General features: G+C 66.3%; 9 protein-coding genes, 1 pseudogene and 2 riboswitches. Of the genes and pseudogenes, 3 read left to right on the top strand and 7 right to left on the bottom strand.

Annotated elements, in window-relative coordinates; translation table 11 throughout:
- Positions 1–153 precede the first annotated feature (153 nt).
- Positions 154–642, top strand: a complete 489-nt coding sequence (locus BACI349Y_RS03115) for a hypothetical protein (RefSeq protein WP_159630364.1) — start codon at positions 154–156, stop codon at positions 640–642.
- A gap of 70 nt (positions 643–712) precedes the next feature.
- Here the strand turns inward: BACI349Y_RS03115 and BACI349Y_RS03110 are convergent, their stop codons facing one another.
- A complete protein-coding gene (locus BACI349Y_RS03110) occupies positions 713–1735 on the bottom strand; it encodes an Lrp/AsnC family transcriptional regulator (protein ID WP_159630362.1) in 1023 nt (340 codons plus the stop codon).
- 135 nt (positions 1736–1870) lie between these two features.
- Between BACI349Y_RS03110 and BACI349Y_RS03105 the strand changes: the two genes are divergently transcribed.
- Together BACI349Y_RS03105 and BACI349Y_RS03100 are read left to right on the top strand one after the other, a co-directional pair.
- A complete protein-coding gene (locus BACI349Y_RS03105) occupies positions 1871–3091 on the top strand; it encodes a M20 metallopeptidase family protein (RefSeq protein WP_159630360.1) in 1221 nt (406 codons plus the stop codon).
- A gap of 106 nt (positions 3092–3197) precedes the next feature.
- On the top strand, positions 3198–4451 hold the full coding sequence (locus tag BACI349Y_RS03100) for an MFS transporter (RefSeq protein WP_370871798.1): 1254 nt from the start codon (positions 3198–3200) through the stop codon (positions 4449–4451).
- A gap of 143 nt (positions 4452–4594) precedes the next feature.
- Here BACI349Y_RS03100 and BACI349Y_RS03095 read toward each other — a convergent pair.
- The 6 genes and pseudogenes from BACI349Y_RS03095 to gcvP all read right to left on the bottom strand — a co-directional run.
- A pseudogene (locus BACI349Y_RS03095) lies at positions 4595–5225 on the bottom strand (hypothetical protein); the annotation flags it as partial.
- Between the two features lies 1 nt (position 5226).
- A partial coding sequence (locus tag BACI349Y_RS03090) for a serine dehydratase beta chain (protein WP_236560700.1) occupies positions 5227–5967 on the bottom strand: 741 nt, incomplete at its 3' end.
- A gap of 309 nt (positions 5968–6276) precedes the next feature.
- Positions 6277–7608 carry a serine hydroxymethyltransferase gene (gene glyA / locus BACI349Y_RS03085; RefSeq protein WP_328699836.1) on the bottom strand — a complete coding sequence of 444 codons (1332 nt, stop codon included), beginning with the start codon at positions 7606–7608 and terminating at the stop codon, positions 6277–6279.
- A complete protein-coding gene (gene gcvH, locus BACI349Y_RS03080) occupies positions 7605–7988 on the bottom strand; it encodes a glycine cleavage system protein GcvH (protein WP_159630354.1) in 384 nt (127 codons plus the stop codon). The genes glyA and gcvH overlap by 4 nt, the downstream gene beginning before the upstream one ends.
- A gap of 47 nt (positions 7989–8035) precedes the next feature.
- Positions 8036–9148 carry a glycine cleavage system aminomethyltransferase GcvT gene (gene gcvT / locus BACI349Y_RS03075; RefSeq protein ID WP_159630352.1) on the bottom strand — a complete coding sequence of 371 codons (1113 nt, stop codon included), beginning with the start codon at positions 9146–9148 and terminating at the stop codon, positions 8036–8038.
- 9 nt (positions 9149–9157) lie between these two features.
- The gene (gcvP, locus tag BACI349Y_RS03070) at positions 9158–12010 is read right to left on the bottom strand and encodes an aminomethyl-transferring glycine dehydrogenase (RefSeq protein ID WP_159630350.1); all 2853 of its coding nucleotides are present in this window, start codon (positions 12008–12010) and stop codon (positions 9158–9160) included.
- Between the two features lie 152 nt (positions 12011–12162).
- Positions 12163–12262, bottom strand: a riboswitch (glycine riboswitch).
- Positions 12263–12575: 313 nt separating this feature from the next.
- Positions 12576–12673: riboswitch (glycine riboswitch) on the top strand.
- The last annotated feature ends 7 nt before the right edge of the window (positions 12674–12680 follow it).

The following is a 12680-nucleotide window of genomic DNA, read 5'->3' as shown; positions in this document are numbered from 1 at the left end:
CCGGAGTCGAAGCCACCCGCACTGCGGGGCGCGCTGTTTGAAACGGGACGGGCAGGCTCCTGCCACCACAACGGTTTATTGAAAATGTGCTCAATTCCGGCGGCTTAAGGCTGCCCGCAAAGGTGAATCGCATCCTTTGAGGAGCAACAAGATATGTCCAACACTCGAATTAAGAGGCCAACCCGGGCAAGGCTGGCCATGGTTCCGGTCCTCTCACTGGGCCTGTTCGGAGGTTTCCTCGCGTTGGCCGCACCCGCCAACGCGGAAACAAGCCGCAACGGCTGTACCGTCGACCCAAAGGATCCCAAGGATCTCCGGGGCAACAAGGTCGATTTCAGGATCAAAGTGGACTGCAACGGCGAAAAGACCGTCGAGATCCGCCAGTTGCGCTACGAAGACGACCCCGGTCCGCGCAGCAGTGACGACTTCCTCGGCCGCACAGTCTTCACCGAGCAGTTTGATCGCCACGACGGCGCGAGGATCCTTTCCAGCATTGACCGTGTGCCTAACCTCGACCGCAGGGGCGCAGAAGAGGTCTACCAGCTGGTCTCGTTCCGCGTGCAGAACCACGGCGGACACTGGTCCGACTGGACCCCATGGGAGAAGAGCGCCGTAGTGGAAGTCCACCGCGACGGGAAGTAGAACTCTTCTTCCCCTTAGCGGGGAGCCAGGGGCAGCGTCCCTGGCTCCTCCCCGTTACGATCTGTCCGTTTCAGTCTGCGGCGCCCAGGTTTCCGGCATGGACGACGGCGCCACTCGCCGTCGTATCTTCCTTCAGCATCCAGCCCACCCGCTTGACCGTCCGCAGCATCACCGCGCTCTCCACAATGTCGATGCCGGGCACCTTCTGCTGCAGCGCCAGTTCAGCGGACATGACGTCTGCCAGCGTGTGCAGCCACATGATGATCACGAAGTTGGTGGGTCCGGTGGTGGAGGCGCTCAGCCGCACGTTGCTGATGGTGCGGATCTCTGCTGCGGCTGCCTCGTGCTGGCCGGCCGGTACGTTCACGAACCATTGGCAGGTCACCGGGAACGATGAGTAGCGCTGCGCGATTTCGCAGCGGAACGACAGGATGCCGCTGGCCAGCACACGGTTCAGCTGGCGCTGCACGGTGGCGGGATGGCGGCCAAGGGCGCGGGCAATCTGGGCAGCTGTGGCACGGCCATCCCGGGCCAGGAACGGCAGCAGGTCAAGGTGGCTTTGCGGAAGCTGCCCGGCCACCTGCGCCGGCTCCGGGCTTGCCTGCGGTGCGAGGGTCCGCAGGGTGGCCAGCTGGGAACGGCTCAGGACATTCAACCGCCAGTCGTCGCCGCTGCTGTGCAGCCGTGTGCACAGGGCCACCTGGTACTTGGTCAGCCCGTCGATGGTTTTCAGGTGCGAGACCACCCGGTCGCTGAATTCCTCCAGCGAGCGGGTAATGACAGTCAGCATCAGGTCCCGGTTGCTGGCCGCTTCCTCCACCGTCACGATCTCCGGCACAGCGGCCAGCTGCGCCGTGACGCTGTCCCGCCGGTTCATTTCGCAGTCAACGGCCACATACGCCAGGAGCATCTGCTTGGGGTCACCCGCCAGGTGCGCCGTCGTCCACGCAGCGCCCTGCGAAGCCAGCCTGTCCCAGCGGGCCGCGAGGGTAGTCGCATGGACGTCCAGCACCTTGGCGGCGTCAGCCCAGCCAAGCCTCGGCGCAGCCTGCAGCACTTGGATCAGGGCAAGGTCATCCTCGCTGAGCTCCACCCACGCCTCCTTCACCTTGCATGAATCCTGACGCCATCAGGCACTTGCAGAATAATTCCAGCGCTTTCCTTGATTGTGAACCACGCCACTTCAGAATAGTCCCCAAGCCCTGATGCCCATGCCAAGGAGTAACACGTGACCATAACCGCCGACGCCAAGGACCTGCAGGATGACCTGGTCCGCCTGCGCCACGACCTGCACCGGCAGCCGGAAATCGGGCTCCACCTTCCGCGCACCCAGGAGAAGGTTTTGGAGGCGCTGGACGGCCTCCCCTTCGAGATCACCCTGGGCAAGGAGACGACGTCGGTCACCGCAGTCCTGCGTGGCGGCAACTCTGATCCCGCCGGGCAGCGTCCCGCGGTCCTCCTCCGTGCAGACATGGACGGGCTGCCCGTCCAGGAGAAGACCGGGGTCCACTTCACATCCCAGGCTGACGGCGCCATGCACGCCTGCGGCCACGACCTGCACACCTCCATGCTCGCCGGAGCCGCCACCCTCCTGGCCGAGAAGAGGCACCAACTCCAGGGCGACGTCGTCCTCATGTTCCAGCCTGGCGAGGAAGGCTGCGACGGGGCCAGCTACATGATCCGGGAGGGCGTCCTGGACGCCGCTGGTCCACGCGTCCAGGCAGCGTACGGCATGCACGTGTTTTCCTCGCTGGAGCCGCACGGCACCTTTTGCACCAAGCCCGGCGTCATGCTCAGCGCGTCGGACGGCCTGGAAGTCACGGTGCTCGGCGCCGGCGGCCATGGTTCGGCACCGCATTCCGCGAAGGATCCGGTCACCGTGGCAGCAGAAATGGTGACAGCCCTGCAGGTCATGGTCACCCGCCAGTTCAACATGTTCGATCCCGTAGTCCTGTCCGTGGGCGTGCTGCACGCGGGGACCAAGCGGAACATCATCCCGGAATCTGCGCGCATCGAAGCAACCATCCGGACCTTCTCGGAAGCATCCCGCCTGAAGATGATGGACGCCGTGCCACGCCTGCTCAAGGGGATCGCCGCCGCACACGGGGTGGCGGTCGCTGTCGACTACCTGCAGGAATACCCGCTCACCATCACCAACGAAGACGAAACACACACCGCCGAAAAAGTGATCACCGAGCTTTTCGGCGAGCGCCGCCTCTCGCGCTGGGCCACCCCGCTCAGCGGCTCGGAGGACTTCTCCCGCGTACTGGCCGAGGTACCCGGCACGTTTGTGGGCCTCAGCGCCGTGTCCCCGGGGGGCGACCCCGACGCGTCGCCGTTCAACCACTCCCCGTATGCCACGTTCGATGATGCCGTGCTGGCGGACGGGGCCGCACTCTACGCGGAACTCGCCATTTCGCGGCTGGCCACGCTCTCGCGGACCGCCTAAGTTTCCCCTCCCGTACCCGGCAGCAGCGCCGCTGCCCTTTCCCGCAGACCAACCGACCAGGAAGAAGACCATGTCCGTTGCAGTAACCAAGCCCCAGACTGGACGCATGTCCACCGCCAAGACCATCGTCGGCACCGGCATCGGCAATGCCGTTGAGTGGTACGACTGGGCCATCTACGCCACGTTTACTCCCTTCATCGCCAGCCAGCTGTTCAGCAAGGAGGACCCGGCGTCGGCGGTGCTGTCCACCCTGGCGATCTTTGCGGTCGGCTTCGTAGCCCGGCCCTTCGGCGGCTTCCTCTTCGGCTGGATCGGCGACCGGGTGGGCCGGAAGACCTCGATGACGTTCGCCGTCGGCCTCGCCTCGCTGGGCAGCCTGCTGATCGGCATCGCCCCCACGTTCGCCAGCGTCGGTGCTTTCGCTTCGCTCATGCTGCTGGTGGCCCGCCTGGTGCAGGGCCTGGCACACGGCGGCGAGCTGCCGTCCTCGCAGACGTACCTGTCCGAGATGGCACCCAAGGAACACCGCGGCTTCTGGGCCACCCTCATCTACACCTCAGGTACTGTGGGCATCCTCTTCGGAACGCTGCTGGGCGCCGTCCTGAACATGGCGCTGAGCACCGAGGCGATGAATGCCTGGGGCTGGCGGATCCCTTTCCTGATCGGTGCCGCCATGGGCCTGTACGCGTTGATCATGCGGTCACGCCTGCACGAGACCGAGGCATTCCAGGACGAGGCCGTCACCGCCAAGCGCGCTCCCATCTGGCCGCAGATTGTCCGCTACCGCAAGCAGGCCATGCAGGTCATCGGCCTGACCGTGGGCCTGACGGTGATCTACTACATCTGGGGCGTGGTGGCGCCCAGCTACGCCACCACCGCACTGAAGATCGACCGCGGCGAGGCGCTGTGGGCGGGCGTGATCGCCAACATCGTCTTCATCGCCGCCCTGCCCGTGTGGGGAAAGCTCTCGGACCGCATCGGCCGCAAGAAGGTCCTGTGGGCCGGCGCAATCGGCTCCGCGGTGCTGCACTTCCCCATGACCTGGCTGCTGAAAGACTCCGCCTGGCAGCTGGCCGTGAGCATGTCCGTGATGCTGGTCTTCGTGGCTGCGAGCGCCGCCATTGTTCCGGCCGTGTACGCCGAGCTGTTCCCCACCTCCATCCGCACGGTGGGCGTGGGCGTGCCCTACTCCATCTGCGTGGCGGTGTTCGGCGGCACCGCCCCCTACCTGCAGCAGTGGCTGGGCTCCTCGCTCGGGGCGCCACAGGTGTTCAACATCTACGCAGTGCTGCTCCTGGCGGTCAGCGCAGCGTTCGTGTTCACGATTCCCGAAACCAAGGGCAAGGACCTGACCCACTAGTCCCCGGCTTTACTGCAAACATCCCCGGCGCGGTTTTCCGTGCCGGGGATGTTTTGGCGTTTCCAGGGTTTCGCGGCAGCCGGGTTGGATGGCGGCCGGGGTGGATGGCAGCCGGGCTGGATGGCAGGTTGGATGCGGCCCGGCTACGCGGCAGTGGGAAGCACCAGGAGGTAGCCGGCGGCCAGGCCGCTGCTCCAGCGCCTCGGCTCGCGGACTACGAACTGCGTGGCCAACTGCTCCGGCGTCAGCAGGGCATTGGGCGCCGGCGACGGGCCCCACTGGCCACTGCCGTAGGGGTAGAGCGGATCGAGGACGCGGATGCCGGTCACTGAAAAATCGGGGAACTGGCGCGGATCGCCCACCGATTCGAATCCGCTCATCACCCAGGCATGGCGGCCACTCCACATCACCAGGCCCACCGGCCTGCCCGTCTCCGTGATGGCACGCGCCGCCGTCCGCACCGCTTCTTCATAGCCCGGAACGCTCACGACGGCGTACGGCCCCATCCCCGCCTCCGTCAGCACCTGCGCCCAGCCAAAGGGATTGGCACCGTTGAACGAGTCCGAAGAGTGGGCGCGGGCCCTCTCCCACAGTTCGTTCTGCTGCGCGCGGTCAGCCCAGGTGCCGCCGCCGGTGTCGTCAATCAGGTTGTGCGCCATCTGGATGCTCGCGGCCACGCACCAATCGAAGGTGTACTGCGGAACGAAGTCCCCCTCCCGGTACAGGTTGAGGGCAAACGGCTGGGGCACCGGGGCGGGAGCGGGAGCACTGGCGNGTCCGGGGCGCGGCGGCGGACCTTCAACCCGCCCGGCAGCACCCCTTCACGCTTGAGCGAGGTGGCCACGCAGTTCTCCATCACCGACCAGATATGCCCCAGCCCGGCCCGGATCTCCTCCTCGGACCGGGAGGCCTTCTCGTTCACGAACATCACGTCCGCGATGCCCAGCCCGGTCACCGCGCAGTGCTCCAGCAGCTCCGCCGCGGTCCGGAACGGCAGCGGCAGCACCTCCTTGGACGCGTCCAGTTCCTGCTGCGCGGCGTCCTCTTCACCCTCGCGGACGATGAACCCGCCACCGACCGAGAAGAACGTCGCCGCGTGCACCACATCCCCGGCCGCGTCGGTGACGGTGAACGTCATCCCGTTCGTGTGCCGCGGCAGCACCGTCAACGGCCGCAACACCATGTCGCCCACCCCGTAGGGCAGCGCCACCGCACCGGCCAGGTTCAGGATCCCGGTCTCCGCGATCGAAGCCAGCCGCTCCTCCACCTCCTCGGGCAGGATCAGTTCCGGATGGAACCCCTCCAACCCCAACAGGATCGCGGTCATCGTCCCATGCCCATGCCCCGTCGCGGCCAGCGACCCATACAAATCCACCCGCAGCGAGGAGACGTCCGCCAGCTTCCCCGAGGCCTTCAACTCCTCAGCAAACACGGCAGCAGCCCGCATCGGCCCCACAGTATGAGAAGACGAAGGGCCAATACCGATCGAAAAAAGGTCAAAGACACCAACAGCCATGTGCGTGGTTCCTAACTAATACAAGTGGTCGGGATGGAGCGGGCAGGACATCCTCTGCGGGCTCGGTCGCGAAGACGCCCGCTGAGCGGACGTGACGCTCCCTTAGACGCACGCTGCCGGATGCCCCACCCACTCCGCGGGCACGTCACCAGGAGACATGCGCACGAGGGGCCGGCGGAGCCGGACTTTTCGAAAGCCTGCTCCCCACCGTCTCCCTAGCCTCGCAAGGTCGGCCAGGGAACCCTGACGGCGTGGGCCCAACGCAGGCGTGAAAATGTCCGGTCCGCCGGTCCCGGTAGCAACCGGAGATCAGGACAGTGGTGCCACGCCCGGGTAGAGCGGGTGGGCTGCGGCGAGTGCCTCGACGCGGTGACGCAGCCCGGAAAGGTCCGCGCCGGCGTCGGCAATCAATGCCTCGGCGATGATGTCCGCAACCTCGCGGAAGGCGTCCTCGCCGAAGCCACGGGTGGCCAGGGCCGGGGTGCCGATGCGCAGGCCGGACGTGACCATTGGCGGACGCGGGTCGAAGGGGACCGCGTTGCGGTTGACGGTGATGTCGATTGCAGCCAGTCGGTCTTCTCCCTGCTGGCCATCGAGTTCGCAGTTGCGCAGGTCCACCAGGACCAGGTGCACGTCGGTGCCGCCGGACACCACGCTGATGCCCCTGGCGGTGACGTCCGGCTGGACCAGGCGCTCGGCCAGGATACGGGCGCCGGCCAGGACGCGCTCCTGCCGCTCCCTAAATTCCTCGGACGCCGCGATCTTGAAAGCCACGGCCTTGCCGGCGATGACGTGCTCCAGCGGCCCGCCCTGCTGGCCCGGGAAGACGGCGGAGTTGATCTTTTTCGCGACGTCGGGGTCGTTGGAGAGGATGATGCCGCCGCGCGGGCCGGCGAGGGTCTTGTGCGTGGTGGAGGTGACCACGTGGGCGTGCGGGACCGGCGAGGGGTGCAGGCCGGCGGCCACCAGCCCGGCGAAGTGTGCCATGTCCACCATGAGGTAGGCGCCCACGGAATCGGCGATGCGGCGGAACTCGGCGAAGTCCAGCTGGCGCGCGTAGGCTGACCAGCCGGCCACGATGAGCTGCGGCTTGTGCTCCTGGGCCAGCCGCTCCACCTCTGCCATGTCGATGGTGTGGGTGTCTTCGCGGACCTGGTACGGGACCACGTTGTAGAGCTTGCCGGAGAAGTTGATCCGCATGCCGTGGGTCAGGTGGCCGCCGTGGGCCAGGTTCAGTCCCATGATGGTGTCGCCGGGCTTGATGAGCGCGTGCATCACCGAGGCGTTGGCCTGGGCGCCGGAGTGCGGCTGGACGTTGGCGAACCCGGCGCCGAACAGGGCCTTGACCCGGTCGATGGCCAGCTGCTCGATGACGTCCACGTGCTCGCAGCCACCGTAGTACCGCTTGCCCGGGTAGCCCTCGGCGTACTTATTGGTCAGCACCGAGCCCTGCGCCTGCATGACCGCTGCGGCTGTGTGGTTCTCGGAAGCGATCATTTCCAGGCCGTCGCGCTGGCGGCCCAGTTCGTCGTCGATCTTTGCTGCAATCTCGGGGTCCAGGGCAGCGAGGTCTGCGTTCAGGCTGGGGGAGACCACCTGTTCAAAGGCCACGGTGCCCGCGGCGGATGAAGCGCCGCTCACAGTTCGCCGCCGTTTGCTTCGGCGTATTCCTGTGCGGACAGCAGCGGGCCCTCTTCGGTGACGGTGACCTTGAAGAGCCAGCCGGCGCCGTAGGGGTCGTTGTTGATCACGGCGGGGTCGCTGACGACTTCGTCGTTGACTTCCGTGACCTGGCCCGTCACGGGGGAGTACAGGTCGGAGACGGACTTGGTGGACTCGATCTCGCCACAGGTCTCGCCTGCGGTCACCGTGGCGCCAACCTCGGGCAGGTCCACGTAGACGATGTCGCCCAGTGCCTCGGCGGCAACGGCGGACACGCCCACCACGGACGGGCCGGAGCCGTCGGCGGCGATCCATTCGTGTTCGGCGGAGTACTTCAGTTCAGCGGCAACTTTAGCCATGGTGTGTTTCCTTAAGTTTGGGGTTCAAAAATCCGGGAGCGCCGGTGCTATTTCTGACGCTTGTAAAAGGGCAGTGCGACGACTTCGAAGGGCTCGGCCTTGCCGCGCAGGTCCACGTCCAGTGCGGTGCCCAGCTCAGCGTGCTCGACGTCGACGTAGGCCAGTGCCACGGGGTAGCCAAGGGTGGGGCTCGGCTGGCCCGAGGTCACCTCGCCCACCACGTTTCCGTCTTTCAGGACGGGGTAGCCGCCACGGCCGGCACGGCGGCCGTGCCCTTTCAGGCCAACGAGTTTGCGCTTGGGGCCGGCTTCCTTGGCTGCCTCGAGTGCGGCCCGTCCCACGAAGTCGCCTTCCTTGGACTTGAGGGCAACTACGGGGCCAAGGCCGGCGTCGAACGGCGAACGCTCCAGCGAGAGCTCGTTGCCGTACAGCGGCATGCCCGCTTCAAGGCGAAGCGAATCGCGGGATGCGAGGCCGCAGGGGACAATGCCGAACTCTTCTCCGGCCTGGGCCACGGACTCCCACAGGGAAGCGGCGCCTTCGTTCGGGAGGAAGAGTTCAAAGCCGTCTTCACCGGTGTAGCCGGTGCGGGCCAGGATGACATCGTGGCCGGCCACGGTGACTTCGTTGAACGCGTAGTACTTCAGGTCGGTGACCAAGGCGTGCTGGGACTCGTCCGAGAGCTTGAGCAGGATGGCCTCGGCCTTGGGTCCCTGGACTGCGACGAGCGAGGTTGCCGCCGAAGCGTCCTCCACCGTCACGTCGAAGGCGGCAGCGCGTTCGGCGAGTGCGGCCGCCACGGTGGGGGCGTTGCCGGCGTTGGGAACCACCAGGTACTTCTCATCGCCGAAACGGTACGTGATGAGGTCGTCGATGATGCCGCCGTCTTCATTGCAGATCAGCGAGTACTTGGCCTTGCCGTCCGCGATGGCGGACAGTTTGCCCACCAGGGCGTAGTCCAGGAAGGCGCCGGCCTGCGGTCCGGTGACCCACACTTCGCCCATGTGGGAGAGGTCGAACAGGCCGGCAGCGTTGCGGACGGCGTGGTGCTCGGCCAGTTCGGAGCTGTATTTGAGCGGCATCTGCCAGCCACCAAAGTCGGTGAAGGAGGCGCCAAGCTTCTTGTGCTCTTCGTAAAGAGCCGTGTAGTTCTCAGTCATGGGGGATCCTTAGTTTTCGAACTCGGACAGCGGCGGGCAGGAGCAGATCAGGTTCCGGTCTCCACCGGCGCCGTCGATCCGGCCCACCGGCGGGAAGTACTTGTCCTGCTTGAGGTGGTGGACGGGGAAGACGGCCTGCTCGCGGCTGTACTGGCGGGTCCATTCGGAGTTCGCGACGGCGGACGCTGTGTGGGGTGCGTTGCGCAGCGGGGAGTCCTGGACAGAGAAGTCCCCGTTGGCCACCTGGTCGATTTCCTTGCGGATGGTGATCATGGCTTCGATGAAGCGGTCGATCTCGGCCAGGTCCTCGGACTCGGTGGGCTCCACCATCAGGGTGCCTGCCACCGGGAACGCCAGGGTCGGGGCGTGGAAGCCGAAGTCGATGAGGCGCTTGGCCACATCCTCGGCCGTGACGCCGGTCCTGGCGGTCAGGTCGCGCAGGTCCAGGATGCATTCGTGCGCCACGAGCCCGCCTTCACCGGTGTACAGCACCGGGAAGTACTCGTTCAGGCGCACGGCAACATAGTTCGCTGCGAGCAGGGCTGCCTTGGTGGCCTCGGTCAGGCCCTCGCCACCCATGAGCTTCACGTACGCCCAGGAGATCGGCAGGACACCGGCGGAACCGAAGTTCGAGGCGCTGATGGCCACGCCGTGGCCTTCCTCATGCGCTGCCTTGTTGGCGTCGCCGGGCATGAACGGCGCCAGATGGGCCTTGGCCGCAACAGGTCCGACGCCGGGTCCGCCGCCGCCGTGCGGGATGCAGAAGGTCTTGTGCAGGTTCAGGTGGGAGACGTCGCCGCCGAACTTGCCGGGCTGGGCCAGTCCCACCAGGGCGTTCAGGTTGGCACCGTCAACGTAGACCTGGCCACCGGCAGCGTGCACAGCCTCGCAGATCTCGGTCACGTCCGCGTCGTACACGCCGTGGGTGGACGGGTAGGTGATCATGATCGCCGAGAGGACGTCCTTGTTCGCCTCGATTTTCGCGTACAGGTCCTCGTGGTCGATCGTGCCGTCCGCGGCCGTGGCAACGACGACGACCTTCATGCCGGCCAGGACAGCAGAGGCGGCGTTGGTGCCGTGGGCGGAAGCGGGGATCAGGCACACGTTGCGCTGGGTATCGCCGTTGGCGCGGTGGTAGCCGCGGATGGCCAGCAGGCCGGCGAGCTCGCCCTGGGAACCGGCGTTCGGCTGCAGCGACACCTGGTCGTAGCCGGTGATTTCCGCAAGGTCGGCTTCCAGGCCGCTGATCAGTTCACGCCAGCCTTCGGTCTGGGAGTCCGGGGCGAAGGGGTGGATGGAGGCGAACTCCGGCCAGGAGATGGCCTCCATCTCGGCGGTGGCGTTCAGCTTCATGGTGCACGAGCCCAGCGGGATCATGGTGCGGTCCAGCGCCAGGTCCCGGTCCGACAGCCTGCGGATGTAGCGCAGCAGCTGGGTTTCGGACCGGTGGGTGTTGAACACCGGGTGCTGCATGTACTCGGAGGTGCGGAGCACCTCTGCGGGCAGGTCGAAGCCCTCAGCGTCCACTACCGGGCCGGCTCCAAAGGCGACGGCGATCGCGGACAGGATTTCCGGCGTCGTGGTTTCATCCACGGACACGCCGATGGTGTCGGCGTCGATGTGGCGCAGGTTGATGCCGCGTGCTTCAGCAGCGGTGATGACCTTGGCGGCCTTGCCCGGGACGGAGACCGTGACCGTATCGAAGAACGCCTCGGCGGCCAGTTCCCGGCCTGCGATCTGGAGCGTGGTGGCGAGGGCGCGGGCGTTGTTGTGGACGCGCTCGGCGATGGCCTTCAGCCCGTCGGGGCCGTGGTAAACGGCGTAGAAGGAGGAGACGATGGCCAGCAGGGCCTGCGCGGTGCAGATGTTGGATGTCGCCTTTTCGCGGCGGATGTGCTGCTCGCGGGTCTGCAGCGCCAGGCGGTACGCCGGGAGGCCGGCGTCGTCCTTGGATACGCCCACCAGGCGGCCCGGCATGGAACGCTCCAGGCCCTTGGCCACGGCCATGTAGGCGGCGTGCGGGCCGCCGAAGAACAGCGGGACACCGAAGCGCTGGGTGGAGCCGACGGCGATGTCGGCACCCTGTTCGCCCGGAGGGGTGATCAGGGTCAATGCCAGCAGGTCAGCGGCGACCGTGACCAGCGCGCCGCGCTCCTTGGCCTCGGCAATGACGCCGGCGTGGTTGAAGACGCGGCCGGAGACGCCGGGCTGCTGGAGCACGATCCCGTTGATCGCGCCTTCAGGGAGTCCCTGGGACAGGTCGGCGACCTCAACCTCGAAGCCGAGCGCCTCGGCGCGGCCCTTGACGATGGCGATGGTCTGCGGCAGGACGTCTGCGTCCAGGACGGTCTTGCCGTCGCGGGCGTCCTTGCTCTTGTTGGCGCGGCGCATCATCAGCACGGCCTCGGCCACGGCCGTGGCTTCATCCAGCAGCGAGGCGTTGGCGATCGGCAGGCCCACCAGGTCCTGGACCATGGTCTGGAAATTCAGCAGTGCCTCGAGCCGGCCCTGGGAAATCTCGGGCTGGTACGGGGTGTAGGCGGTGTACCAGGCCGGGGCCTCCAGGACATTCCGGCGGATGACGGCGGGCGTAATGGTGTCGTAGTAGCCCTGGCCGATCATCTGCACGGCGGTCTTGTTCTTGGCGGCGAGCCTGCGCAGCTCCGCAAGGACCTCAACCTCGCTCAGCGCGTCTTTGAGCGCAAGGGGCTTGGACTGGCGGATTGAGTTGGGAACGGCGATGTCCACCAGTCCATCAACGCTGTCGTAGCCAACGGCCTTGAGCATTGTGTCCACGTCAGCCTGGCGGCGTGCACCGATATGCCGGTCTGCAAAGGCAGACGGAAGGGATTGAATCGTCATGAGGAACTCCAGGTTTGGCCGGCCACGGGTGGCGCGGCATGGATCGGGTCCCTCCCCGCTCTGTATTGGACCTGAGAGATTCCGCAAACCCATCAGGGCCTGCTTGCACCGTCGGTGAGTGCTGCCGGAGCAGCACTGCTTTCCAGAGTCGCCTCGCCGTGACGGTACATGGGCCTGAGAGATTCCTGGGGAGGATTTGCTCCTACGGCGCCTGCCCGGTGATGGCCGGGAGAACTCTCCCGCCACAGCTCGAAAGGCTTATTGAAATGTGGGTGATTCGGCTCACAGGTTACAGGCAAAGCGAAGCGGGGAGCAAATCGGTCCGTCATGACTTGGAGCTCAAGAGCGTTACGTGGATGGCGTAACGCCGGGCTTGACTTTTGTTCGTGACGAACGCCACACTGAACCCCGTGATCCGGCCGGACAGCGGAACTGGCCCAAAGACGCTGGGCGCTCCGTTCGCCGGCCGGGATCACCGGAGGCCCCACTGTCCATTCTGCGCATTACCGCGCCTGGGATGGATGCCCTCTGACAACTGAACACTGATTTACCAAGCAAACGCTTTTGACCTGCGGCGGGAGAGCCCTGCCGGTACGTTCAGCAGGCGCCGTAGGAGCAAACCCTCCCCAGGAAACTCTCAGGCCCACGTACCGCCGCGGTGAGGCAACTC

The sequence above is a fragment of the Arthrobacter sp. 8AJ genome (assembly GCF_902506025.1).
Taxonomy (GTDB): Bacteria; Actinomycetota; Actinomycetes; order Actinomycetales; family Micrococcaceae; genus Arthrobacter.
The sequence above is the reverse complement of the archived record's forward strand: the minus strand, read 5'-3'. Positions and strand labels throughout refer to the sequence as shown.

Coding starts and splice junctions, on each gene's coding strand:
- gcvT (WP_159630352.1), bottom strand. CDS start 9,148: ATGACTGAGAACTACACGGCTCTTTACGAAGAGCACAAGAAGCTTGGC.
- gcvP (WP_159630350.1), bottom strand. CDS start 12,010: ATGACGATTCAATCCCTTCCGTCTGCCTTTGCAGACCGGCATATCGGT.
- gcvH (WP_159630354.1), bottom strand. CDS start 7,988: ATGGCTAAAGTTGCCGCTGAACTGAAGTACTCCGCCGAACACGAATGG.
- BACI349Y_RS03100 (WP_370871798.1), top strand. CDS start 3,198: ATGTCCACCGCCAAGACCATCGTCGGCACCGGCATCGGCAATGCCGTT.
- BACI349Y_RS03115 (WP_159630364.1), top strand. CDS start 154: ATGTCCAACACTCGAATTAAGAGGCCAACCCGGGCAAGGCTGGCCATG.